The sequence below is a fragment of the Bradyrhizobium sp. GW821-FHT13H05 genome (assembly GCF_058804065.1).
Genome location: NZ_JBXAPO010000003.1, coordinates 410,435 through 434,012, shown reverse-complemented (window position 1 = coordinate 434,012; position 23,578 = coordinate 410,435). Strand labels below are relative to the sequence as shown.

22 protein-coding genes are annotated in these 23,578 nt (G+C 65.3%); 7 read left to right on the top strand and 15 right to left on the bottom strand.

The window, feature by feature from the left end; genetic code table 11:
* Window positions 1-42 precede the first annotated feature (42 nt).
* Window positions 43-717, top strand: coding sequence for a methyltransferase family protein (locus tag AC1RR3_RS10845; protein WP_492822227.1), 675 nt, complete (start codon window positions 43-45; stop codon window positions 715-717).
* Between the two features lie 374 nt (window positions 718-1,091).
* Here the strand turns inward: AC1RR3_RS10845 and AC1RR3_RS10840 are convergent, their stop codons facing one another.
* Window positions 1,092-1,796 (bottom strand): glutathione S-transferase, encoded by a 705-nt coding sequence (locus AC1RR3_RS10840; protein WP_492822225.1) that lies wholly within the window; start codon window positions 1,794-1,796, stop codon window positions 1,092-1,094.
* Window positions 1,797-2,035: 239 nt separating this feature from the next.
* On the opposite strand from AC1RR3_RS10840, the gene AC1RR3_RS10835 reads away from it, so the two are divergent.
* From AC1RR3_RS10835 to AC1RR3_RS10820, 4 genes are all read left to right on the top strand, one after another.
* On the top strand, window positions 2,036-3,064 hold the full coding sequence (locus tag AC1RR3_RS10835) for an NrtA/SsuA/CpmA family ABC transporter substrate-binding protein (RefSeq protein WP_492822223.1): 1,029 nt from the start codon (window positions 2,036-2,038) through the stop codon (window positions 3,062-3,064).
* Window positions 3,065-3,078: 14 nt separating this feature from the next.
* Window positions 3,079-3,903: an ABC transporter permease gene (locus tag AC1RR3_RS10830; RefSeq protein ID WP_492822221.1), complete on the top strand. Its 825-nt coding sequence runs from the start codon at window positions 3,079-3,081 to the stop codon at window positions 3,901-3,903.
* Window positions 3,903-4,763, top strand: coding sequence for an ABC transporter ATP-binding protein (locus tag AC1RR3_RS10825; RefSeq protein WP_492822219.1), 861 nt, complete (start codon window positions 3,903-3,905; stop codon window positions 4,761-4,763). Before AC1RR3_RS10830 ends, AC1RR3_RS10825 begins: the two co-directional genes overlap by 1 nt.
* 101 nt (window positions 4,764-4,864) lie before the next feature.
* Window positions 4,865-5,590, top strand: a complete 726-nt coding sequence (locus AC1RR3_RS10820; RefSeq protein ID WP_492823139.1) for a Crp/Fnr family transcriptional regulator — start codon at window positions 4,865-4,867, stop codon at window positions 5,588-5,590.
* Window positions 5,591-5,600: 10 nt separating this feature from the next.
* Here AC1RR3_RS10820 and atzF read toward each other — a convergent pair whose 3' ends face one another.
* From atzF to flgB, 9 genes are all read right to left on the bottom strand, one after another.
* Window positions 5,601-6,986: an allophanate hydrolase gene (gene atzF / locus AC1RR3_RS10815; RefSeq protein WP_492822217.1), complete on the bottom strand. Its 1,386-nt coding sequence runs from the start codon at window positions 6,984-6,986 to the stop codon at window positions 5,601-5,603.
* A gap of 168 nt (window positions 6,987-7,154) precedes the next feature.
* Entirely contained in the window at window positions 7,155-8,174 is a 1,020-nt protein-coding gene (locus AC1RR3_RS10810) for a Tim44 domain-containing protein (protein ID WP_492823137.1), read from the bottom strand.
* A gap of 318 nt (window positions 8,175-8,492) precedes the next feature.
* A complete protein-coding gene (gene cckA / locus AC1RR3_RS10805; RefSeq protein ID WP_492822215.1) occupies window positions 8,493-11,072 on the bottom strand; it encodes a cell cycle histidine kinase CckA in 2,580 nt (859 codons plus the stop codon).
* Window positions 11,073-11,226: 154 nt separating this feature from the next.
* On the bottom strand, window positions 11,227-12,306 hold the full coding sequence (gene flhB / locus AC1RR3_RS10800; protein WP_492822213.1) for a flagellar biosynthesis protein FlhB: 1,080 nt from the start codon (window positions 12,304-12,306) through the stop codon (window positions 11,227-11,229).
* A 7-nt stretch (window positions 12,307-12,313) separates the two neighbouring features.
* Window positions 12,314-13,084 carry a flagellar biosynthetic protein FliR gene (gene fliR / locus AC1RR3_RS10795; RefSeq protein ID WP_492822211.1) on the bottom strand — a complete coding sequence of 257 codons (771 nt, stop codon included), beginning with the start codon at window positions 13,082-13,084 and terminating at the stop codon, window positions 12,314-12,316.
* Window positions 13,085-13,101: 17 nt separating this feature from the next.
* Entirely contained in the window at window positions 13,102-13,365 is a 264-nt protein-coding gene (fliQ, locus tag AC1RR3_RS10790; protein WP_492822209.1) for a flagellar biosynthesis protein FliQ, read from the bottom strand.
* 169 nt (window positions 13,366-13,534) lie between these two features.
* The gene (fliE, locus tag AC1RR3_RS10785) at window positions 13,535-13,843 is read right to left on the bottom strand and encodes a flagellar hook-basal body complex protein FliE (RefSeq protein WP_492822207.1); all 309 of its coding nucleotides are present in this window, start codon (window positions 13,841-13,843) and stop codon (window positions 13,535-13,537) included.
* Between the two features lie 16 nt (window positions 13,844-13,859).
* Window positions 13,860-14,285, bottom strand: coding sequence for a flagellar basal body rod protein FlgC (flgC, locus tag AC1RR3_RS10780; protein ID WP_008142415.1), 426 nt, complete (start codon window positions 14,283-14,285; stop codon window positions 13,860-13,862).
* Window positions 14,286-14,324: 39 nt separating this feature from the next.
* Window positions 14,325-14,729 (bottom strand): flagellar basal body rod protein FlgB, encoded by a 405-nt coding sequence (gene flgB, locus AC1RR3_RS10775; protein ID WP_492822205.1) that lies wholly within the window; start codon window positions 14,727-14,729, stop codon window positions 14,325-14,327.
* 346 nt (window positions 14,730-15,075) lie between these two features.
* Here flgB and AC1RR3_RS10770 point away from each other — a divergent pair, with 346 nt between their 5' ends.
* Window positions 15,076-16,053, top strand: coding sequence for a flagellar biosynthetic protein FliO (locus AC1RR3_RS10770; protein WP_492822203.1), 978 nt, complete (start codon window positions 15,076-15,078; stop codon window positions 16,051-16,053).
* Window positions 16,050-16,811, top strand: coding sequence for a flagellar type III secretion system pore protein FliP (fliP, locus tag AC1RR3_RS10765; RefSeq protein ID WP_492822201.1), 762 nt, complete (start codon window positions 16,050-16,052; stop codon window positions 16,809-16,811). The genes AC1RR3_RS10770 and fliP overlap by 4 nt, the downstream gene beginning before the upstream one ends.
* Window positions 16,812-16,994: 183 nt before the next feature.
* On the opposite strand, the gene AC1RR3_RS10760 is transcribed toward fliP, so the two are convergent.
* From AC1RR3_RS10760 to fliM, 5 genes are all read right to left on the bottom strand, one after another.
* Entirely contained in the window at window positions 16,995-17,231 is a 237-nt protein-coding gene (locus AC1RR3_RS10760) for a hypothetical protein (protein WP_492822199.1), read from the bottom strand.
* A gap of 79 nt (window positions 17,232-17,310) precedes the next feature.
* Window positions 17,311-21,039: a tetratricopeptide repeat protein gene (locus AC1RR3_RS10755; protein WP_492822197.1), complete on the bottom strand. Its 3,729-nt coding sequence runs from the start codon at window positions 21,037-21,039 to the stop codon at window positions 17,311-17,313.
* A gap of 102 nt (window positions 21,040-21,141) precedes the next feature.
* Entirely contained in the window at window positions 21,142-21,903 is a 762-nt protein-coding gene (locus AC1RR3_RS10750; protein WP_492822195.1) for a MotE family protein, read from the bottom strand.
* Between the two features lie 9 nt (window positions 21,904-21,912).
* Window positions 21,913-22,359: a DUF6468 domain-containing protein gene (locus AC1RR3_RS10745; RefSeq protein WP_492822193.1), complete on the bottom strand. Its 447-nt coding sequence runs from the start codon at window positions 22,357-22,359 to the stop codon at window positions 21,913-21,915.
* Window positions 22,356-23,558 (bottom strand): flagellar motor switch protein FliM, encoded by a 1,203-nt coding sequence (gene fliM, locus AC1RR3_RS10740; protein ID WP_492822191.1) that lies wholly within the window; start codon window positions 23,556-23,558, stop codon window positions 22,356-22,358. Before fliM ends, AC1RR3_RS10745 begins: the two co-directional genes overlap by 4 nt.
* Window positions 23,559-23,578: the final 20 nt, after the last annotated feature.

Below are 23,578 nucleotides of genomic sequence, written 5' to 3'. Positions count from 1 at the left end.
AATGCTATCGGTTCATCGGCGCGGGATGGAGCCAGATCGACCATGATCGTTCGACTGCTGTTGCAGAATACGATCTTCACCGTCGGGATGGGCGCACTGTTGTTCGTGTCCGCCGGCACGCTGCACTGGCCGTCGGCCTGGGGGTTCCTCGTCACCTCCGCCGTGCTCGGCCCGCTCTGCGGCTGGTGGCTCTACCGGCTCGATCCGGCACTGCTCGCCGAGCGTCTGCGTCCAGTGATCCAGCAAGACCAGCCGCCGGCCGACAAGGCCTTCATCATTGCGTTCATCGCGGCGATGCTGGCCTGGCTGGTCGTGATGGGGCTCGACCGGCGTGCTCTCGCTTCTGACATGCCGCTCGCCTTGCAGCTGCTCGGTTTCGTGCTGTTCCTGCTCTGCACGCTGTTCACGATGTCCGTGTTCCGCGAAAACTCGTTCGCAGCTCCCGTGGTGAAGCTGCAGGCCGAGCGCGCACAGCGCGTGATCTCGACCGGGCCCTACGCGCATGTGCGCCATCCCATGTATAGCGGCCTGATCCTGTTCTTCGCCGGCGTGCCGCTGCTGCTGGGCTCATGGTGGGGACTTGCGATGGCGCCGCTCTTCGTCGCGCTGCTGGCGGTACGCATCGGCATCGAGGAGCGCACGCTGCGCGAGGGACTGCCGGGCTATGCCGACTATGCGGCGCGGGTGCGCTATCGCCTGCTGCCCGGCGTGTGGTGAGTCCGCATCACTGTCCCGTGCAAAAAGAAACTCTCCAGAAAAGCGCTCGCCCTCCTCCGATCGACTGACGTCGCCGCTACCGAACCTCGCTAGAGGGAACCCCGCACCACGCAACGGGAGACGCGACGATGTTCTGCAAGCCCCCCTGCCCCGACGAGCCTGATCTCGCTTCCGTTTTCGACTCTTCAGACGATCGACTGGCCCCGAAGCCTGCAAAGGTGCTTGTGAGCCACGACCCGTTCGGGCGATTGATCGCGCCCGAAGCGGCCGGTCCGGAACGGAAGCTGCCGCCGGCCTCCGTCCGGACCGGCTAGAGTTTTCATTCGACGCGTTTTCTTCACGCGAAGCCGGTATCCGCTTCGCTCGAAAACGCTTTAGCTGTCGAGTTCCTTGTAGCGGCGGAAGATGCCCTGCTCGTTGAAAGGAATGCGCCGCTCGCTCGCCAGATAGGCCTTGATGTTCGGCCGCGCGGCAATGCGGTCGTGCAGGCCGACGAGACCGGGAATGTCTTTCTCGAACGCCTTCATGCGCTTTGGGAAGGCATAGCGCAGCCCGGCAACGATCTGGAACAGCGAGAGATCGACATAGGTCAGCCGGCGGCCGGTGACGTAAGCGCCACCATTCCCAGTGAGGAGCTGCTCGAAATAGCCGAGATATTTCGGCACGCGCTCGCTCCAGAACTCCGCCGTGCGCTTCTTGGCCGCCGGCTTCTGGTCTTCGTAGTAGAGCGAGGGCCCGAGCGGATGATGGGTGTCGTGGATCTCCAGCACGAAATCGGTGATGGTGAGCTGAAGCTGGTGCACCCAGAGTTTACCGGCTTCCGTCTTCGGCGCGAGGTCGTGGCGGGCGCCGAGATAGAGCAGGATGTTGGCGGTCTGGCCGATGACGAGCTTGCCCGCTTTCAGGAACGGCGGCGCAAAGGGCGGCGTGCCGTGTGCGTCCATCATCTTCATCATCGCAGCCGTACCGCGCGCACCCCGCGCGACGTCCACGTAAGCCGCGCCCGCCTCCTCCAGCGCCAGCCGTACATATTCGCCGCGGCCCTGGATCTCGGGCCAGTAATAGAGCTCGTATTTCATGGGAAGGGTCCGTGAACGTGGGGCGTGCCGACCAATCTAGCACGCGGCGGCGCGGTCGCCCCGAAGGCCATGTCGATTAATTGCTTCCCGAGACCGGAGTGCCGGGCGAGCATACCAATGTGGCCGATCCTCAAGCGATCGCCCGGGGGAGGACGCAGGAGTCTGTTGCGGAACCGTTCAGGGCGGTGTCCGCGATCACATCGGGGCTGCCGCCGGGTGCGGCGCGAGGGGAGATCGTCATGCACTGGAACACCGTCCGCCGCCAGTTTAGCAGGCGTTGCGCGGCAATTGCCGGCTATGCCGCGCTTTGCTGGCTTGCCATTGGTCTTGCCATCAGTCCGGACTGTGCCTCGGCCGCGGAATTGCTCAAAGCCCGGCTTGCGCAAAACCTCGGACCGATCTCCGGCCTTGCGATCGTCGCCAAATCAAAGGGAATCTTCGAAAAGAACGGACTGGACATCACGGTCTCGAACTTCACCTCCGGCAAGCAGTGCCTGGACACGGTGATCGGAGGCGGCGCCGACATCGCGACGACGGCCGAGGCGCCGGTCACCGCTTCGGCGATGGCAAATCAGCCCATCGCCTTCGTCGCCGGCATGGAATATTCCGACCTCAAGACGGTCGTCGCGGCCAAGGCCGGCGTCAAGACCAAGGCCGATCTTCGCGGCAAACGAATCGCATTCACGGCCGGCACCGGCAGTGAGGTTTACACGGCGACTTTGCTGAAATCAGCGGGATTGACTCCTAAGGATGTCACCCTCGTCAACCTGCGGCCGCAGGAAATGCTGCCGGCACTTGCAGCGGGAAGCATCGACGCGATCGACACTTGGGAACCCCACATCGCCAATGCGAAGAAGGCCCTGGGAGAAGCCGTCGCTGAGCTCGATACAACGGGCACTTACTCCGAGACGTTCAACATCGTCGTCATGAGGTCCTATCTGGATGCCAACCCTGCACTGGTCGAGAAGTTCATCGCCGCACTGATCGATGCCGAGGTCTGGATGAAGGCACACCCGGAAGAAGCGATCACGGTCGTGGCGGACGCGGTCGGCATGAAGCGGGACGAACTCGCGCCCATCTGGGCCGACTATGTTTACCGGGTGCGTCTCGACGACCGGCTGATCGAGATTCTCAAGACCCATTCCGCATGGCGCCTGGAGAGCGGCAACCATCCTCCGGGAGCGGCGATGCCCGACTTCAGCAAGGTCGTCGTCACCGAGCCGCTGAAGAAGATCGACCCCGCACGCGTCACCCTTTCGTGGAAATAGGCGCCCGCACGACCATGCAAGACGGCACTTCAGCACGACAAGAGATTGCTCTCCGCTTTGACGGTCGTGGTCGGCGGCCGAATTCAGCCCGTCTTCGCCGCCTCAATATTCTGGTCGGGGCGCTTTCGCTTCCCTTGTTCGTCGTCCTCTGGGAGCTGGTCTCCCGTTCTGGGGTCGTCAACATGGTGCTGTTTCCGCCGCCGACGGTGGTTGCTGCGGCCGTCCTTGAGTGGATACGAAGCGGACAGTTCCTGGGCGATCTGCTGGCCAGCCTCTTTCGCGTCAGTACGGGGTTCATCGTGGGCGGCGCGCTCGGCATCCTGCTCGGTATCCTCACCGGCCAATTCCCTGTCGTTTCGAGCTTGCTGTCCCCGCTATTCCATATCCTGCGGCCCATTCCGCCGATTGCTTTCGTGCCGATCGTCATCCTCTGGTTCGGCCTGTCGGAGACGGGAAAACTGTTTCTCGTCGTATGGGGCGTGTTCTTCACGGTCTGGCTTTCGACCCACATCGGCGTGCAGAAGGTCGACCGCGGCCTGATTCGGGCGGCGTTGATGCTCGGCACGCCCCGGCGGCAGATGCTCCAGGAGATCGTGCTGCTGGGCGCGCTTCCCTACATCGTGGTCGGGTTGCGCACCGCCGTCAGCATCTCCTTTTACACACTTGTCGCGGCCGAGCTTGCAGGCGCTTTCGCCGGCATCGTCTACAGGATCGAGATTGCGCAGCAGAATTTGCAAACGGGCCAGGTCATGGGCGGACTCGCAGCGCTCGGGCTGATGTCATTCATTGCCGACCGGCTGTTTTCGGTTCTGGCCGAACGTGCGGTCTGGTGGCGTTGATGTCGGGACCTCGATCGATCGTGAAACTGGCTCTGGCAAGCTCGCCTGCCTCCGTCGAAGCGGCGCGGCAACAACCGGCCATTCAGGTCTCGAACCTGAGCATCGTCTTTGACGCCAACCGCGGGCAGACCATCGCGGTGGATCGCGTTTCCTTTGACGTGGCGCCAGGCGAGTTCGTCTGCATCGCGGGGCCGTCCGGCTGCGGCAAGTCGACATTGCTCAACACGATCGCCGGACTGGAAGTGCCGTTTGAAGGCGACATCCTGGTCGAAGGCTCGCCTGTCTACAGCCCGCGCCCCGATGTCGGCATGGTGTTCCAGCAGCCGCATCTTTTCCCATGGAAATCCGTCCGCAGGAACATCGCGCACGGCCCCAGGATGCTTGGGAAGTCCAGGACGGAAGCGAACGCCATCGCCGACGATCTGATCGCGATGGTCGGGCTCAAGCGTTTCGCCGACGCCTATCCGAACACGCTGTCCGGCGGCATGCAGCAGCGCGTGGCGATCGCGCGAGCATTGGCCAATCAGCCCCGGGTGCTGCTGATGGACGAGCCCTTCGGAGCCCTCGACGCGCAGACCCGGGCGGTGATGCAAGACAATCTGCTGGAGCTGCGCGACCGGATCAAGGCGACAATCGTGTTCGTCACGCATGACATCGATGAAGCCATCGTGCTGGCCGACCGCGTTCTCATCATGAGCGCAGGACCCGGCCGCATCCTGCGTGAAGTCGCGGTCAGGCTGCCGCGCCCGCGGTCGAGTTCTGTCATGCTCGAGCCAACCTATCTTTCCCTCAAGAAGGATTGTCTCGACGTCATCCGCGCAGAAGGGTTGCGGGCGTTCAATCAGTCGGACGCGAGCTGATCGCCAAGAACTCACAGAGAACGCGCAGATCGAGAAGCGGATCGCGGATCGCTGGCATGGTTCTTGAATGATCGATGCTGGATCTCACAGCGGAGCCGGCGATGCACAGGGCGAACTGCGCGATAGCGGCAGGTGTGATGCTGGCCGAATCGGACGATCTCGTCAGACCACTGCCCGGCCTGCTGGACGGTCTCAACCGCGCTGATTGCAATCGCTTGCGTGCGATCGGACGCGAGAAGGTTCTGGAAGCCGGCCAGCTGGTTTGGTCGCAGGGCGACGCACAGGCCGGGATCTACCTGATCAGCGAGGGGCGCATACGCAGCTACTATGCGGCGCCGTCGGGGCGCGAGGTGACGCTCGCCTACTGGTTTCCCGGCAACTTCGTCGGCGGCCCCGATATATTCGGGACGGGCCCGCACATGTGGACATCGGTTGCGGCCGAACGCAGCCGGTTGACGTTCATGCCCGGGCCGGCGCTGCGGCGGCTTGCGCTGGAATCGCCGGCGATCGCCGTCGCCTTGCTGGATGCCCTGGCATTCAAGGCGCGATGCTATTCGGCGATGGCCCAGATGCTCGGAACGCGCTCGGTGACGGAGCGGCTACACAGCCTGCTGATCTTCCTGTCGCACGTCTACGGCGTGAAGCGCGACAACGAGATCGTCGTCGGCATGCCGTTTACCCACGGCGATCTCGCCAATCTCATCGGATCCACCCGCCAATGGGTGACGGTGCAACTCGCGCGGCTCCAGGACGAAGGCGTGATCAGGTACGACAGATCGGTGATTTCGATCCTGGATCTTTCGACGCTCGGGCAGGAGGCGGAATAATATCCGCGCTTCAGCCGCCAGACTTCAATTCGAACGCCGCCTGGCCTGCACTGGCCTCGAACCGCCGCGCCAGTCCGATCAGCGCGCGATCATGCCAGGCCGGCGCCAGCAGGGTCACGCCCATCGGCATGCCGTTCGGCAACGTCGCGTTCGGAACCGCCACGCCGCAGAGATCGAGCAGATTGGCAAAATACGAGTAGTAGCCGAGGCGATTGTTGAGGGTGACCGGATCGCGATCCATCTCCTCCAGTGTGAACGGCCGCGGTGCGGTCGGGACCACCAGCGCATCGATCCCCGCAAAGATCGCCTCGGCGTCACGGCGAAGCCGGTGCAACCGGTGAATGGCACCAAACGTGTCGATCGCCGAATAGCCGGTAGCTGAGCCCAGCACGGCCCTCGTGACGTCAAGCAGGGACCCGGAATCGATGTCCATCAGCGAAGCAATGGCCGAGTGCCGCTCCGCCACCCAGGGTCCGCTGAACATCAACTCCCCGGCTTTGCGGAACGGGGCGAAGTCCACCTCGATTGCCGCTCCTCCGATCTGCGTGAAACGCTCGCAGGCGCGCTCATAGAGTTCGCCGCATTCCGGCATGCCGAAGCATTCGAGATCGGCGGACGCAAGGCGGCCGAACCGGAACGACGACACCGCCCCGCCGGCGAAAGAAAAGGCCCTGGGCAGACGGCTGTAGGGATCTTCGAAATCGAACCCCTCGATAATATCGAGGATCGCCTCGCCATCGCTGACGGTATTGCAGAACACCGAAACGCAATCGATCGTCGGACAATTCGGCACCAGCCCGCGCGATGACACCAGCCCGACGGTCGGCTTGATTCCGACGATGTTGTTGAAGCCGGCAGGTATGCGGCCGGACCCGCCGGTATCGGTGCCGAGCGCGAACGCGACGTGCCCGGCCGCCACGGCGACCGCGGACCCGGAACTGGAGCCGCCCGCAACATAGCGCGCATCGGCAACCGACGCGCAGGGGCCATAGGGCGAACGCGCGCCGGACAGGCCTGTGGCGAACTGGTCGAGATTGGTCTTTCCGAGGCAAATTGCGCCGGCCGCGGTGAGGCGTTCGACGCTGCGCGCGGAATGCCAGGGCGTGTAGCTGAACGCCGGGCATGCGGCAGTGGTCGGCATTCCCTCGACATCGATATTGTCCTTCACACCAAAGGGGATGCCGAGCAGCGGAAAATTTTCGCCTGTCCGCGCGCGCGCCACGAGCTTGCGGCATGCCTCGAGCGCCTCCTCCCGCGGGCGGAGATAGATCCAGCAATTGCGGTCGCGCTCAGCCTCGATCCGGTCATACGCCGCTTCGATCGCCTCCAGCGGCGGGGACGAATTCCTGACGATGGTTTCGTGATTTGTCCTGGAGCGCGCGACAGACTGACTCACCCAATATCTCCCTCTCTCACCGGCAGGCGCGAAATTGCGGGAGCTCTGCGCGGTCAACAAGCAATTAAGTGCTTCGCGCAAATGGTCGGCCGCATCAGGATATACGCGGCTCAAAGAAAAAGGCGCCGTGCCGAAGCACGACGCCCTCTTTTGTCACGTGACGCGCGATCAGTTGGTCTGCTGGATCGCCGACAATTCCCAGGCACCGCCCGGACGACGGGCGAAGGTCCAGACTTCGGTGGCCTCGCCCGGCTGCTCGCTGCCGGCGACGATCGCGCCGGTGTTGCGGTCGAGCGTCTTGTCGGTGAGCGCGAAGCGCAGCGCCACGGTCGCGTAGTCGGTCTCGCCTTCGCGCCAGGCTTCCGCGAGGTCGCCCTGCAGCAGCTTCACGTTCGTGACCTTGTTGACGACGTTGCGTGCGCGGTTCTCCGCGAGATCCTTCTCGAAATAGGCGACCATTTCCGGCGTCGCGAGCGTGTGCAGCTTGGCCACGTCCTCGTTCGACCATGCGGTCTGGACATCGCCGAGCAGGCGCTCGAACGCCTCATAGTCGTTGGGCTTGATCTCGAGCGGCGCGTTGTTGTTGCCGCCGAAACCGAAGCCGCCAAGACCACCACCAAGAGCACCGCCACCGATGCCACTGCGATAGTTCGGCTGCGGTCCCGGACCGGCACCTGCATCAGCGTTGGCGTAGGCCGCCTGCGGCGTGTGGCGGCGCTGCCACCACGACATCGCCAGCCGCACCACGACCACCACCAGCACGATCTGGATGAGCAGGCCCAGGATCGACGACAGGCCGCCGAGACCACCGAACAGGCCGCCGCCGAACAGCATGCCGAGCAGGCCTGCGCCGAGGAAGCCGGCCGCAAGGCCGCCCATGAAACCGCCGGCACGGCCGAACAGGCCGCCACGCGCGGGTGCGGCGGCAGCCGAGTTCATGCCGGCGCCCGGCTGGGTGTAGGTGCGGTTGAACTGCGAGGCCGAGCCCGGTGCCGTCGTGGTCGACGGCGGAGCGGAGTAAGTCCGCGAGCCGCGCGAACCCGACGACATGCCGCCGCCGACGCGGGCGTCAGCGGACGAGATGGCGAGCGCGGTCGACAGCGCAAGCGCCAGCACGACGGCAATCGCCTTGAAGAGAGTGCGGGACCGTTGCGAGAACTTCATGTGGGTTTCCCAAATCCCCGGTATGGGGACGTGTCCCTAAGATGGGCAGACTTCCCGAAAAGTGAAGACGGTTTCGGAACCCGCAGCTGCGGCCCTCAGTCGCGGGGATGTGGCAAAAGCCCATATTTGACGGGGGTTTGGCCGGGATGGCGGGGGAACCGTGGTCGCCGGTTACCGGTGGGTCCTGGACCGGATTTCCGCTTTCTCCCCGCTCATTGCGAGCGCAGCTCTCGCAAAGCCGTCATTGCGAGGAGCCCTTGCGACGCAGCAATCCAGACTGTTTCCGCGGAGGCAGACTGGATTGCTTCGCTGCGCCCGCAATGACGAGCGCGCGCGGCGGCCTCACCCCTGCTTCGCCATCGTCTCCTTCACGGCCGCCACGAGCTGGCTGAGCGTGAACGGCTTTGGCAGGAAGTCGAACTGCTGGCCCTCAGGCAGGCTCTTCTCGAACGCGTCCTCGGCGTAGCCGGAAACGAAGATGAACTTGATGTCGGGGTTCTTCTCGCGCATCGCCTTCAGCAGCGTCGGGCCGTCCATCTCCGGCATCACGACGTCGGAGACGACGAGATCGATGCCGCCGCTCTGCTCTTCCAGCACTTCCATCGCCTCGACGCCGTTCTCGGCCTCGACCACGGTGTAGCCGCGCGAGCGCAGGCCGCGTGCGTTGAGGGCGCGCAGGCCTTCCTCGTCCTCGACCAGCAGGATGGTGCCCTGCCCGGTGAGATCGGTACGGGGCTTCGCCTCCGCTGCGGCAGCTTCCTTCGCGGCACCATTGGTCGCGCTGACCACAGCTGCGGGCTGCTCGACCTGCACCTCCGGCTCGGCGTGATGGCGCGGCAGGAAGATGTGGAACGAGGTGCCCTGCCCCGGCTCGGAATCGACGTAGATGAAGCCGCCGGTCTGCTTGACGATGCCGTAGACCGTCGAGAGCCCGAGGCCGGTGCCCTTGCCGACTTCCTTGGTCGAGAAGAACGGCTCGAAAATCTTGTCGCGAATATCGGCGGGGATGCCGGTGCCGGTATCGGCCACCTCGATCCGCACATAGTCCGCGGCCGGCATGCCCTTGTAGGCGAGTTTGCCCGCTTCCTCGGTGGTGACGTTGGCGGTGCGGATGATCAGCTTGCCGCCGTCGGGCATGGCGTCGCGCGCATTCACCGCGAGGTTGACGATCACCTGTTCAAACTGGGAGACGTCGACTTTCACCGGCCACAGGTCGCGGCCATGGATCGTCTCCTGCTTGACCTTCTCACCGATCAGCCGCCGCAGCAGCATCGCGAGGTCAGAGAGCGCATCGCCGAGATCGAGCACCTGCGGCCGCAGCGTCTGCCGGCGCGAGAACGCGAGCAACTGCCGCACCAGCGTGGCGGCGCGCGTCGCGTTCTGCTTGATCTGCATGATATCCTGGAACGACGGGTCGGTCGGCTTGTGCGCGTTCAGCAGGAAATCGTTCGCCATCATGATGGCGGACAGCACGTTGTTGAAGTCGTGAGCGATGCCGCCGGCGAGCTGGCCGACCGTCTCCATCTTCTGCGACTGGTTGATCTGGTTCTCCAGCGCGCGCCGCTCGGTGGTCTCGAGCATGTGCACGATGGCGGCTTCCGCTTCGTTCTCGGCCGCGTCCACCGGCGTGACGAAGAACTGGCCCCAGCGCTCCTTGGTTCCTTCCAGCGCCACCTCGACCGGCGCGATGTCGGCATGGTTCTCGGCGGCCTGGTTGATGGCCGCGATCAGCAAATGACGGTCGCGCGCATTGACCGCGCGGAAGATCGACTTGGAGGCGCTGTCGAGCCCGAGCGCCTGCCCGAGCTTGGCGTAGCGCGCATTGGCACGCACGACATTGCCGCCACGATCGACGGTCGCGATCGCCATCGGCGTATGGTCGAAGAAGCGCATGAACCGCACTTCGGCGGCGCGGTCCGGATCGCTGCGCTCGTCGCGGGCGCGGCTGATGACCAGTGTGCGCGATGGCCCCGGCGCGCCGTCGGCGCCGAAGGCGAGCTTGTGATAGAGCCGCACCGGCATGGTCTTGCCGGTACGCATGCGCAGGTCGATGTCGAAGACCTCGGTCTTCACCTCGCCCGGCACCGCCACGATCGAGGTGAGCAGCGAGGCGCCATCGCCGGAGACGATATCGGTGAGCTTCAAGCCGCCCGAACCGATCTCGGCGAGGTCGTAGTCGAGCCAGTTCGCCAGTGTCGCGTTGACATAGGCAAGCTCGCCGGCCGGATTGACCGAGAAGAAGCCGCAAGGGGCGTGATCGAGATATTCGATCGCGTGCTGGAGCTCCTGGAACACGTCCTCCTGGCGCTCGCGGTCGCGGGTGATGTCGGCGATCGACCACACCGCGTATTTCGACTCGCGCTTGCCGGTGCCGAGCGGGCGCACCCGCATGCGCAGCCAGCGGCCCTGGCTGCCGTCATGGCCGGCGATGCGCACCTCTTCCTGCTGGCGCTTGCCCTCGCGGGCAGCTTTCAGCAAACGGAACACGGCCTCGGAGACATCGGGATTGCCGATGAAGACGCGCTCGACCGGACGCACATCCTGCCGGCCGGTGGCACCGGTCAGCGTCAGATAGGCCGCATTGGAATAGACCACATGGCCGCGCGGATCGGTGACCGCGAGCCCGTCGAAGGCGTGATCCGCGATACGCCCCATCACGGGATCGTCGAGATTGCGGTCGACGAAGCGGATGATGCCCGCGGCAAAGGCGAACAGGTTGAACAGGCCGACCATCGCCAACACGGCGAGGATGCCGAGGATATAAGGCTGTGCCTGCGCGCGGCCGAGCGTCATCAGCCCGACGGCAACCGCAACGAGGGCGGCGGCCACCAGCAGCACCAGCGCAATGCTGCCCGAGCGCGGCGACGGCTCGTGCGCCGCAACGGGCTCTCGCGTGAGGTCGTGGTCGGTCTCGGCAGTCATCTCAAACTGGCGCAGCCTGTCGGCAGAGAATCAACGCGCTACGGGGCACGCGGGGTCCTCCCTGCCTGAATCGGACCCGCAGGCGCAAGGGCAGCAGGAGCGAAAGGTACGCTGATTCCCAGATTACGGCCATTTCCGGTACTTTTCGGGCATATTATCCCCGCCCGGCGCCGAATCCGCGCTTCAGCCGCATGACGTAGCCGATGACCTCGGCGACCGCATGGTAGTGCTCGGTCGGGATTTCCTGGTCGATGTCGACGGTGGCGTAGAGCGCGCGGGCGAGCGGCACGTTCTCGACGATGGGGATGTCGTGCTCGCGCGCGATCTCCCGGATCTTGAAGGCGAGGTTGTCGACGCCCTTGGCGACGCAGATCGGCGCCGACATGCCGCGCTCGTAGGACAGCGCAATCGAATAGTGGGTCGGGTTGGTGATGATCACGGCGGCCTTGGGAACCGCGGCCATCATGCGCTTCTTGGAGCGCTGCTGCCGCAGCTGCCTGATCTTGCCCTTGATGTGGGGGTCGCCTTCGGACTGCTTGAACTCGTCCTTGATCTCCTGGAGCGACATCTTCTGCCGCTGGAACCAGCTCCGATACTGGAAGAAATAGTCGCCGATGGCGATGATCGCGAGCGCCGCAACCACCGCACCGAGCAGGTGAATGGTCAGGCTGGTGGTGGCGCCGAGCATGGCGGCCGGGTCGAGCTTGACCATCGCTTCCATGCGATGCCGCTCCGGCCACAGGATCGTGGTCATGACCGCGCCGAGCACGATCAGTTTGCCGAGGCCCTTGAGGAAGTTCGCCGCCGCCTGCTTGCCGAAGATGCGCTTGAGGCCCTCGGCAGGCGACAGCTTGCTGAATTTGGGCTTGAGGGATTCAGCCGACCAGACCAGGCGGTGCTGCAGCATGTTGCCGGCAATCGCCGCCAGCACCAGCATCAAGAGGGGCACGCCGATCGCCGCCAGCACCGCGACTTCGATCTGCTGCATCAGCGCGAGCAGAGCCCTGCCGTCAGTCTTGATCATCCAGGAATTGGCGAGCAGGTTGCGCATCGGCGTCATCAACCCGGTGCCCACCGACCCTGAAAAGGTCGAGACCACGAGCGTGCCGCCAGCGATCATGAACCAGGTGTTGATCTCCTGGCTCTTGGCAACGTCACCGCGTTCGAGCGCCTCTTCGAGACGTTTTTGCGTCGGGTCTTCTGTTTGACTCTCTGGATCGTTGTCTTCCGCCATCGATCACCTACTTGAGCGGCATCATCTGGTGCATCACACCGATGAAGTAGTCGAGATAAGTGCCCATCATGGCCGTCAGCACCACGCCGAGGACCAGGAAGCCGGCGAAGATCGACAGCGGCACGCCGACGAAATAGACCTGCATCTGCGGCATCAGGCGCGCCAGCACGCCGAGCCCGATATTGAAGACGAGGCCGAACACCAAAAACGGCCCCGAAAGCTGCAATCCGAGCAGGAACGCAGCGGAAAAGGCCCGCGTCGCGAGCGAGGCGACGTCGCCGCTCGACACGGTCTCGCCCGGCGAGAAGATCGCGTAGCTGTCGTTCAGCGCCGCGATCACCAGATGATGGCTGTCGGTGGCAAACAGCAGCGTCACACCGAGCATGGTCAGGAAGTTGCCGACCAGCACGCCTTGCTGTCCCTGCGTCGGATCGACCGAGGTGACGAAACCAAGCCCCATCTGCTGCGCGATCACCGCACCCGCGACCTGGAGCGCCGACAGCGTCACCCGCGCGGTTGCGCCGAGCACGATGCCGATCACGATCTCATGCAGCATCAGAACCAGCAGCGGCGCGATCGACTCCATGTCGACATGATAGGCATTGCGATGCAGCGGCAGGATGATCAGCGTGAGCAGCAGCGCGATCGACAGCTTCACCCGCGTCGGGATGTTGGTCTCGCCCAGCCCCGGCAACAGCATCACCATCGCACCGACCCGGGCGAAGGCGAGCATGAAGGAAGCGGCGAGCGCCGGCAGCAGCGAGACGTCGATGCGCATGGTGAGCGCATTGTGCCTCAGCCGCCGATGATTCGCGACGAGATCCGCAGCATGTGGGAATGAAGCGCGTCGGCCATGAACGGCAGCACCAATAGCATCGTGGCGAAGATGGCCAAAATCTTCGGCACGTAGATCAGCGTCTGCTCCTGGATCTGCGTCAGCGCCTGGAACAGCGACACGACCACGCCGACCACGAGGCCGACCACCATCAGCGGCGACGACACGATCACAATGGTCCAGATCGCATCACGCGCGACGTCGAGGGTCTCGGGTCCGGTCATTTCAAACTTCCTTTATTCGAGCTTCATCCCCGCCACTTCGGCGAGGAACAGACGCCCTCTCCCCCGTCATTGCGAGCGAAGCGAAACAATCCAGACTGCCGCCTGCGGAAAGACTCTGGATTGCTTCGCTTCGCTCGCAATGACGCTCGGGGCGAGCGCCAGCGCCAAATCAGATCGGCATCTTCATGATGTCTTCGTACGCCGCGATCACGCGATCGCGGACCGAGACCAGCGTGGACACCGCAACGTCGGTGTCGGCGACCGCCGTCACCACGTCCATCACGTTGGCCTTGCCGGCGGCCATCGCCACCGTCTGCGCGTCGGACTTCTTGCCGGACTCCATGACGCTGCCGACAGCGTCCTTCAGCAGCGACGCAAAGGACTGCCCACTCGGCTCGCTGCCCTTGCCGGCGCCGCTGTTCTCCAGCACGCGGGCAAGGTTGGCATAGGCGTTGGCTGCGATTGACGGTGATGCCATGGCTCAGATGTCCTGTTCAGCTCTTGAGGATGTCGAGCGTGCGCTGGATCATCCGGCGCGTCGCACTGATGATGTTGAGATTGGCCTCGTAGGACCGCTGCGCATCGCGCATATCGGTCATCTCGACCACCGAGTTCACGTTGGGATATTTGACGTTGCCGGTCGCATCCGCGGCCGGATTGTTCGGCTCGTATTTGACGCGGAAGTTGGACTGGTCGGGTTTGATCTTGCCGAGCGTGACCACCTGCGCGTCGAGGGTGCGGTCGAGCGCGGAGGAGAAGGTCGGCACCTTGCGCCGGTAGGGATCGCCGCCGGCGCTCTGCGAGGTCGAATCCGCATTGGCAATGTTTTCCGAGATCACCCGCATGCGCCCGGCCTGCGCGCGCAGGCCGGAGGTCGCGATGGCCATCGAGCGGGCAAAATCGCTGCTGTCATTCGCCATGATGCGCCTCCTCTAGCTCTTCTGTTCCCGGACCATGCTCTAGCCCTTGCCGATCGCGGTCTTGAGCAGATGCAAGCTCTTCGAATAGAGCGACGTCGCCGCCGCATAATCCATCTGGTTGCTGGCGGCCTTCATCATCTCCTCTTCGAGATTGACGGCGTTGCCCGCAGGGCGGGTCTCGAAGCCTGCATTCTTGTTCTGGTCGAATCCGGAGGCGGCGCCAGACGGCGTCATGTGGGAGCCGCTGGTGACGGTCATTGCCAAAGGGCCCATCGAGCCCGTGACCGCGCCTGATTTGTCGAGCTTCGGCTCGACCAGGTCGCGCGGCCGGAATTTGGGCGTATCGGAGTTGGAAACGTTCTCGGACAGGACGCGCTGGCGCTCCTGGTGCCACTGCATCTTGGTGCGAAGCGCCGACAGCACCGGGAGGTCATTGATGGACATCGTCGCGGCTCCTTCCGCCCTCGGACCTGTGTCCGAAGCTAGGCAGAATTTGCCGCGTGTATGGTTAACAGGTGGTTAAGGATGCCACAGATCCCTGTCTCCCGACGGGACACGACCTCGAGCCCCGTGATTCTACGCTTCCAAAAGTGGCATTAACCCAACCGCTTGGCGGCGCATGCACGGGCCAAGAAGTCGTTTTGGATCGAGCGATTCATAGGTTATTAAGAGTTGGGGACGGCAAAACTTGCCGTGGGACATTAAGAAATCGCAGTTTGGGGCATCCTACGCCGATGGTTGGCGCATCTGACCATGGGCACGAAAGAAGCGCCATTTGCCGGGGACAGGTATGAACGGTAGCCCTATCACCTTCATTGTCGCGTTCATCGTCGTTCTGGCGTTGATCGGCGTCGCCGCTTGGCTGGTCCGTCGATTCGCGACCACGCGGCTCGGCGCCAACACGCAGCGCGGCAGGATGCCCCGCCTCGCCGTGATCGATGCGGCCGCGGTCGACGGCCGTCGGCGCCTGGTGCTGGTCCGGCGTGACAATGTCGAGCATCTCCTGATGATCGGCGGCCCCACCGACATCGTCGTCGAACCCAACATCGTGCGCGCCGCGCCCGGCCGCGACCAGCTCCCGCAGCGTTCCAACGCGGCCGAACCGCCGCGCCTCGCGCCGATGCCCGATGCCGGCAGCTGGGCGGACGAAGCCCCGCGCCCCGAACTGCTCGATCATCCCGAGCCGCAAATGCCCGAGCCGCCGCCGCGGCCCGCGCGTCCCTCCTTCGCCGACGAGGTCCGCCGGCCCGCCCCCACTTTGGCCGAGCGCCGCAACGAGCCGCCGCTGGCCGGGTTTTCGCCCGAGCCGCTTGCGCCGCGTCCCGAGCGCGAGCTGCGGCCCGAGCCGATGCCGCCACGCGTTGCCCGCAGCGAGCCGCCGCTGATGCCGCGTCCGCCGCGCCAGAGCGAGCCGGTGAAGGTACCGCCGGTGCGCGCCGAGCGCGCGGCTACGCCGCCGCCACCTCCGCCCGTGCCACAGGCTCCGCCCGTGCCTCCGCCGGCACCCGCGCCTGCCGCACCCTCGAGCGCCGAGCAGAATCTTGCCGAAATGGCGCAGCGGTTAGAGGCTGCGCTGCGCCGCCCGGCCGGCGAAACGGTCGCGCCTCCGGTTGCGCCGGAGCCGCCCGCCGCGCCCCCGCGCGCGGTACGCGGCGAGCCGCCGGCGCCACCGGCCCCGCCGCCGAAGCCTGCCGCGGAGAAGACCAGCTTTGAAAATCTCGAAGACGAGATGGCCTCACTGCTCGGCCGTCCGAAGCCGTCTTCGTGAGGCTGCCGGCCCTCCCGCGTAGAGTTCTTTTTCTTTCTGTCCTGATCGGCGCGGCTTCGCTCGCAGGCCTTGCGCATGCGCAGGACATCAGCATCAATCTCGGCGGCGGGGGCCCTGGCGGTGGCGGTGTCACCGAGCGCGCGATCCAGCTGATCGCGCTGCTCACGGTCCTGTCGATCGCGCCGTCGATCCTGATCATGATGACGTCGTTCACGCGTATCGTGGTCGTGCTGTCGCTGTTGCGTACCGCAATGGGCACGGCGACCGCGCCACCGAACTCGGTGATCATTGCGCTCGCAATGTTCCTGACCTTCTTCGTGATGGGGCCGGTGCTGCAAAAATCCTACGACGACGGCATCCGTCCGCTCGTCGCCAACCAGATCGGCGTCGAGGACGCACTCCAGCGAGCCTCCGTTCCCTTGCGCGGCTTCATGCAGAAGAACGTGCGCGAGAAGGACCTGAAGCTGTTCCTCGACCTCTCCGGCGAGCCACCGCCGGCGACGCCGGACGAACTCGCGCTGCGCATCCTCGTCCCGGCCTTCATGATCTCCGAGTTGAAGCGCGCCTTCGAAATCGGCTTCCTGCTGTTCCTGCCCTTCCTGATCATCGACCTCGTCGTCGCCTCGGTCCTGATGTCGATGGGCATGATGATGCTGCCGCCGGCGACGATCTCGCTACCGTTCAAGCTGATCTTCTTCGTGCTGGTCGACGGCTGGTCACTGGTGGCGGGAAGCCTGGTGCAGAGTTACGGGGGGTAGCCGGGCTGATGCATCCACCACGCACCCAGCGATAACCTCTGCCCTCTCCCCGTCATTGCGAGGAGCCCTTGCGACGAAGCAATCCAGATTGCCGCCGCGGAAGCAGTCTGGATGGCTTCGCTGCGCTCGCAATGACGGAGCATGTGGCGGCCGGCCGGGCCGCGCTTCGCGCGGCGCTCGCCCCTACCCCTTCACGTCATACTGCTTGCGGAGGTGATCGCCGATCTGCACCAGCATGGCGACACTTTCGGGAAAGCCGGGCCGGTCTCGCGTCGCCTGGTCGGCATCGGCGCGGAACTCCCAGCTGTCGCCGTCGCGGATAATCGAGATGGCGAGTCCGTCGGGGCCGTCGACATGGGCCTTCAATTCGGCCCGCGCCATGGCGATGAGTTCGGCTTCGGTCTTGGCAGGCTTGCTCATATTCCTCTCCCGGCATGAAGGGGCGGCAGGTTGCCGTCTTGCGCGGCACCTGTCGAGAGGACTGGAGGTAGCAGGGTTCCTAGCGCGTGATCTTGATCTGCCGCACGACCGGGATCGTGGGCAGCGAGCCGGTATGCTCGGTCTCGTCCTTGGCCTGCGGGGCGGTCGGTGCGCGGGCGGTCGCGTCGGGGAAGCGCTGCTTCATCTCGCGCAGGAAGCCGTCGAGCGTGTCGACGCTGGCGGCGAGCTTGGCGATCTCGGCGAATTCGGCGCTGGAGGCCGCGGCCGGCTTGCTCGCGATGTCGAAGGCGAGACGGTCGGCGCTCTCGCTCATCAGCGGCGCGTATTTCTCGCGAAAGCGCGACAGGCCGATCGAGTCGTCCGCAAGCGCGTAACCGACGGCGGCGCGGATGATGTCGCTCTTCTCCACCGCATTGAGCGGCTTGAAGTCGCGAAAGCGCTCGCCGTAATAGAGCTCGATCTGCTCGGCGGATTCGCGCCAGCGCCGCGCCGCCCAGAAGATGTCGGAGCGCAGGCGGAGCACCTCGCGCCCATTGACGTTGGAGACGATGTCGAGTGCGAGGTCGTGACGGCCCACGTCGCTCTGCGCACGGGCTTCCAGCAGCAGGCGCTGCTGCCTGAGTTCGCCGGAGAGATCGCTGATGCGGCTGGCGCGCAGCGCCGAGATCGCCATGTCGGGCTTGCGGTTGGCGAGATAGATCATGGACAGGCGCGCGGCGACTTGGGCGCGGGCAGCGCCTTCCAGACGGTGGTCGACCTGATACTGCAACAGCTCGGCGGCCTGGTCGAGCAGGTCGATCGAGGCGAGACGGTCGGCGAGACGCCGGATCAGTTCGTCGCCGCGGCGGCCGATCGGCGTCAGCTCGCGGAACTCGTAGAACATCCCGAGTGCCTCGACCGGCGGCAGTTCATCGCCCTTCGGGCCGAGGAAAATCTGCGTGAACAGATCGGAGGCGAGATCCTGCGCCTGGCGCGAGGCCTCGGCGTTCGGCTGAAGCCTGGTTGCCGTACGCGCCGCGGTGAGCGCGTCCCGGTAGCGCCCGTTCTCGGCATACATCTGCGACAGCATCTGGAGCGTCTTGACCTCGATCGAGTCGCCGCGCCAGGTCATCGACAACGTCTCGAGCTCGCGCAGCGCGTCTTCCTTGCCGATCTCGTCGCGCTTCTGCCGCAGCGCCACCTCGAGCTGCTTGGCCTCGGCCGCCGCCGGCCGGTCATTCGAGGCGACCGCGAATTTGTAGTCGTCGAGCGCGTCCTTGTCGTGGCCGAGCGCCTCGGCAAGCCTGCCGCGCAGCACGGCGAAGCCCGGCGAGGCCTCGGGCGAGACGCCGACGATCTCGAGCTCGCTGCGCCGCTTGGAGGCGCCGGCATAGTCCTTCACCTCGAGCGAGGCACGCATCGCATCCATGGTCACGATGCGCTGGACGTCGAGCGGCAGCGAAGCAATGGCGAATTCGACGTTCTTGAACTTCTCGCGCGCGTCCGCCCATTTGCCCTGGCGCGCATAAGCGAGCGCCTTCCAGAGCTGGGAGTCGTGGCTGTTGCCGATCACGGGATTGGCGAGGTCCTTCAGGCCCTGCGCCGGCCGGCCGATCAGGATGCTCGCGATCGCATGCATGATCAGCGCGCCGCTCTCCTCCTTGTTGAGCGGATCGCTCAGCATCAATTCGGTCACGGCCTTGGCCTCGTGATACATCGCGCGCGACATGTAGAACTGCGCGAGGTCGAGCCGCGGCAGCGAGCGCAGCGCCGGTTCGACGGCCGAGATCGCCGTGATCAGATCGCTCTGGCGCGTCACGAAGTTTTCCGACTGGCCCTTGCGCCAGCCTTCGGGGCTGAAGATCGGGCGCACTGCGGTCGGCGCACGCTCGGCGGAAATGTCGACCGGCGACAATGTCAGCCCGCCCTTCTTGCCGAGAATGACCTTGTCGGACCCGACCTCGACACCGACGTCGTCGGAGTTCGGCCGGATCGCGATGCCGTGGGCGGATTCCAGCAGCGAGAGATCGACGAGGTCCTGCCGCTTGATGAAGCCGCGCACCGGCCGCTGCGCGGTGACGACATAGAGCATGTCGCCAGCATCGGGATCGGTGAGCTTGTGCAGGAGGCCCGGATTGGCGAAGGGGATCGCGATGTTGGCGAGCGCGGGATCGGTGATGTTGCGCGACATCATCAGCGGCAGCGGCGTCGCCTGGATCTTGTCGGCGAGCGTCAGCAGCCAGTTGGTCTCCTTGCCGACCTCCTCGCTGGTCAGCGAGTAGACCAGCGGCCGGGTGAGACGGATGCGCACCGCCTGCCCCTTGTCGAGCGGGATGCGGCCGACCTCGCCGATCATCGCGCCGCCCCTGGTGCGGATCGCCTCGACATCGATCGGCTTCGGCGTGTCGAACACCAGCCAGACGGTATCGCCGCGGCGGAACGCCGCCGCAGGCGTCGAGACCTGAAGCGGAAACGTGACGCGCAAGCCGTCGCTGTCGCGGCGCGCATCGACACTGGCCACGGGCGGCGCCTCGGCGGGCGCGGGCTTGGCCTCTACTTTCGCGTCTGCGTTCGCCTCTGTCTTGGCTGCCTCTTTCGGCGTGTCCTTCGCGACCTCCTTGGGCGCTTCGGCAACCGCGGGTTTGGCGGGCGCGGCCGGAGCTTCGGCCACGGGCGGCGCGGGCTTCGCGACCTCCTTGACCGTTTCCTTCGGTGTTTCCTTCGGTGTTTCCTTGGGCGTTTCCTTGGGCGCTTCGGCGGCAGGAGTCTCCGGCTTCACCTCGGGCTTGATGTCGATCCTGGCCTCGCGTGCGATCGTCTCCGAGGTCGGCGGCGCGATCTCGCGATGAGCGTCCTTCGGCTTCTCGGCCACCGGCTTCTCAGGCGCCGGCGCAGGCCCGTGGCCGGCAGGCTTGGCGGCCGCGATCGCCGCCTCGGGCGTTGCGGCCATCTTGCCCTTGTCCGGCTGGAAGGAGACGTCGACGACGTAGTTCTTCTCGTCGCGGAAGGAGTGCACGTCGGAATCACCGATCAGGGCGATCTCGACATTGGTCTGGTCGATGTCGGCCTTCTGCTTGATCGAGGCGACGTTCGGCGGCGCGGCAACGACCGCGTCAGCCAGGTCGAAGCTGAGATTGGCGTTGAAGGCGAGCGTCAGCTTCTGCTCGTTGAGCACGGAGGACACGCCGACGCCGTCGGGCATCTCGAACACGAAGCGCACAAAGGTCGGCTGCACCGAGGCGCGCACACGGATCGGCGGACGCTTCTTGGTCTCGGCCGCGGCGCGCTGGGCGCGCAGCGCACGTTCAGCGACGCGCGCGCGCTCGGCGAGTTCCTTGACCACGTCCATGGGCAGGCTCGGCGGTGGCCCCTTCCAGCCCTCCGGCAGCAGGTCGATGAAGGTGCGCTCGCCGGCATTCATGGTGTTGACGGTGACGCGCCGCGCCAGCGACAGGCGGATGGCGCCGCCATCGGGATCGCGGCGGGCGGAGTTGACGTAGTCGGGCGCGCCTTCCGGAACGCGGTCGACGGGAACATCGACCGCCCGGTCGAAGCGGATGATCAGGATGGAGCCGGCCGTCGTCACCTCGGAGGGAACGTCCTCGCCAAGCTTGATGACGAGACGGGCAAAGCCGCCGCCGGCCGAGAAGGTCGCCTCGCCCCGGACCGTATCGGCGGCCCGGACCGGCGCACCGAAGCCGATCAGCAGGCAGGCCGCCACCAGCGGCGCCGTGCGGACATGACGCGACAGCCCCCGCGCCAAAGCGCGGGCTCGCGACCACAATCCATCGGCAGCCTTCTGCGCCATTGGCGGCATGTCTTCCGTTTCGACGGCCCACGCCGGCACTGCTGCCGGCCCATGCCGTCGATTGTAGGTTTTGCCAATTAAGGGCTTCTTAAGTATGAGCCCTCAATTCGGCTTTTGCGTCGGCTTGCCGTCGATCTTGGGCAGATCTCCGGCCGCGGCGGACTGATCCCCGCCGCCATTGGCCCGGCGGGCCATTTCGACCGTCAGGCGCTCGGCGGCCTCCGGCGACATCACGCCCATGATGTCCGACATCTTTCGCGGCGCGATCGCCGAGGCGATCTCGATCAGCACGCCCATCTCGAGCCGGTCGAACACCCGCGCGGCGTCCTTCGGCTTCATGCCCTCATACATGGTGACGAGGCCCTTCATGCGCTGGGCTTCGGCGGCCTTCTGCTCGGCCTGGGTCGCGGAGATGCGGGTTTCCACCGCCTTCATCTCCTCGACCTTGTTCTCGATGCGCTTCTCGGCGGATTTGAGCAGGCTCTCGCGGATGTCGATCTCGCGCTGGCGGGCCTCGATCTCCTGGCGGCGCGACTGCAGGCGTTCGAGGATGGCGCGCTCCGAGGCCGAGACCTGCGGCTGGGCCTCCTCCACCTTGACCACGGTACCTTCCGGCTTGGTCTCGGGAGCAGCCGGCTTGGGCGCCTCCTTCGGCGCGCCATGGGTCGATCCGGTGATGTCAAGATCCTCGCGGCCGGTCGGGAAGTTCAGATTCTCCTGCGCCCAGGACTTCTTGGCTTGGTTCGGCTTGTAGTCGAACACATAGCCGCCGTTGATCACGAGGCCCGCGACCTTGAGCGTGGCAAGACCTGCGACGGCGAACAGGACGACCGGAATGACGCGGATGTTACGAAAGGACTTCATACCCTGACTTTATGCGGCGAGGCCGTTGGATCGTCGGCGCTCGGAGAAGGCCTCGGCCGCAGCCGCCACTGCCTTTGCCGACGAGGGCTTGGCCGTGGGCACGGCGACCGTTTCCGGATTGGTCACGGGGCGCGCGGCGATCGCGATCTTGGACAGGCGCCGCACCACGTTGTCGGCTTCGCCCAGCTGCTTGTAGAGCTGGTCCGACATCTGCGTCGCCGCCGCAAGCTGGCTGCCGAGGTTCTCGTTGACGTCACGCACCGCGAGCTTCAGCCCGCCGATCGCGCGCTCGGCGATCTCGGTCGCCGTGATCAGCTCGGCGATGACGGCCTTCAGCGAATGCTCGTCCGCCTTCAGCCGCGTCAGCCGCTTGTTCAGCAGGATACAGTAGCCGATCGTGAGCATCAGCAAGATAGCCACCAGCGTCTCGATCGCCATTCCCAGGGAGTGGTTCATGGGGCCTCCATCATCTTGTTCTGCTCGTCAACCTTCTCGAACATCGCAAGTGTCGTACTTGGCTTGCGCAGGGGTTTCGTCACGCGGATCGCGACGCGGTCGCCGACCCGGCCCATCCGCCCTTCGGTCAGGGTGACGTCGCCGCAGCGCACGGTCACGTTGGCGTCGGCGCGCATGTCCAGCGGCAGCGTGTCGCCGACCTTGAGCCGCATCAGCTGCTTGAGCGGGATGTCGGCCTCGTAGAGCACGGCATCGACGGCGATCTCGGCCTGGCCGATCTCGGTGGCGAAATGGCCTTCCCAAACCGGGTCGCGGCCGAACTTTTCGCCCATGAACATCTGGAGCAGGACGCCCCGGATCGGCTCGATGGTCGCATAGGGCAGCAACAGCTCGATGTTGCCGCCGCGGTCTTCCATGTCGATGCGCAGGCGCACCAGGATCGCGGCGTTGGCGGGACGGCTGATCGCGGCGAAACGCGGATTGGTCTCGAGCCGGTCGATCGTGAAGGTGACCGGCGACAGCGGCCGGAACGCCTGCTCGGCGTCGATCAAGACCACCTCGACCAGCCGCTTGACCAGCTCGGTCTCAATCGTGGTGTAGGGCCGGCCCTCGATGCGGAGCTGGCTCGAGCCGCGGCGGCCGCCGAGCAGCACGTCGATCATCGAGTAGATCAGGCTCGAATCCACCGTCGCCATGCCGAAATTGTCCCACTCCTCGGCCTTGAACACCGAGAGCACGGCCGGCAGCGGGATCGAGTTCATGTAGTCGCCGAAGCGCACCGAGGTGATGCGGTCGAGCGAGACTTCGACGTTGTCCGAGGTGAAATTGCGCAATGACGTCGTCAGCAGCCGCACCAGGCGGTCGAAGACGATTTCGAGCATCGGCAGACGCTCGTAGGAGACCATCGCCGAATCGATGATCGCGCGAATGCCGCTGTGGTCGTCGAGCGTGACGTCGCCGACCGCGAAGCCGAGCAGATTGTCGATCTCCTCCTGCGACAGCACCCGCTCGCCGGAATTCTTGCCAGCGCCGAGATCGCGGCTGCCGTCCTCGACCATGGCCGCCCATTGCAGGGCCATGGTCTCGGATAATTCGTTTTCGGCAGCAGCCTTTGCCGCCTCCGCGGGATCCTCGGAATCGAGCGACGCCTCCCATTGGGCGGCAATCGCATCCTGGTCCATTTGCTCGTTGCCGGCCATGACGCTAGCCTGTTACCTTC

Bases quoted from the DNA above. Each gene is read 5' to 3' on its own strand.
- AC1RR3_RS10845 (WP_492822227.1), top strand. From the start codon at position 43: ATGATCGTTCGACTGCTGTTGCAGAATACGATCTTCACCGTCGGGATG.
- AC1RR3_RS10840 (WP_492822225.1), bottom strand. From the start codon at position 1,796: ATGAAATACGAGCTCTATTACTGGCCCGAGATCCAGGGCCGCGGCGAA.
- AC1RR3_RS10835 (WP_492822223.1), top strand. From the start codon at position 2,036: ATGCACTGGAACACCGTCCGCCGCCAGTTTAGCAGGCGTTGCGCGGCA.
- AC1RR3_RS10830 (WP_492822221.1), top strand. From the start codon at position 3,079: ATGCAAGACGGCACTTCAGCACGACAAGAGATTGCTCTCCGCTTTGAC.
- AC1RR3_RS10825 (WP_492822219.1), top strand. From the start codon at position 3,903: ATGTCGGGACCTCGATCGATCGTGAAACTGGCTCTGGCAAGCTCGCCT.
- AC1RR3_RS10820 (WP_492823139.1), top strand. From the start codon at position 4,865: ATGCACAGGGCGAACTGCGCGATAGCGGCAGGTGTGATGCTGGCCGAA.
- cckA (WP_492822215.1), bottom strand. From the start codon at position 11,072: ATGACTGCCGAGACCGACCACGACCTCACGCGAGAGCCCGTTGCGGCG.
- flhB (WP_492822213.1), bottom strand. From the start codon at position 12,306: ATGGCGGAAGACAACGATCCAGAGAGTCAAACAGAAGACCCGACGCAA.
- fliR (WP_492822211.1), bottom strand. From the start codon at position 13,084: ATGCGCATCGACGTCTCGCTGCTGCCGGCGCTCGCCGCTTCCTTCATG.
- fliQ (WP_492822209.1), bottom strand. From the start codon at position 13,365: ATGACCGGACCCGAGACCCTCGACGTCGCGCGTGATGCGATCTGGACC.
- fliE (WP_492822207.1), bottom strand. From the start codon at position 13,843: ATGGCATCACCGTCAATCGCAGCCAACGCCTATGCCAACCTTGCCCGC.
- flgC (WP_008142415.1), bottom strand. From the start codon at position 14,285: ATGGCGAATGACAGCAGCGATTTTGCCCGCTCGATGGCCATCGCGACC.
- flgB (WP_492822205.1), bottom strand. From the start codon at position 14,729: ATGTCCATCAATGACCTCCCGGTGCTGTCGGCGCTTCGCACCAAGATG.
- AC1RR3_RS10770 (WP_492822203.1), top strand. From the start codon at position 15,076: ATGAACGGTAGCCCTATCACCTTCATTGTCGCGTTCATCGTCGTTCTG.
- AC1RR3_RS10760 (WP_492822199.1), bottom strand. From the start codon at position 17,231: ATGAGCAAGCCTGCCAAGACCGAAGCCGAACTCATCGCCATGGCGCGG.
- AC1RR3_RS10755 (WP_492822197.1), bottom strand. From the start codon at position 21,039: ATGGCGCAGAAGGCTGCCGATGGATTGTGGTCGCGAGCCCGCGCTTTG.
- AC1RR3_RS10750 (WP_492822195.1), bottom strand. From the start codon at position 21,903: ATGAAGTCCTTTCGTAACATCCGCGTCATTCCGGTCGTCCTGTTCGCC.
- AC1RR3_RS10745 (WP_492822193.1), bottom strand. From the start codon at position 22,359: ATGAACCACTCCCTGGGAATGGCGATCGAGACGCTGGTGGCTATCTTG.
- fliM (WP_492822191.1), bottom strand. From the start codon at position 23,558: ATGGCCGGCAACGAGCAAATGGACCAGGATGCGATTGCCGCCCAATGG.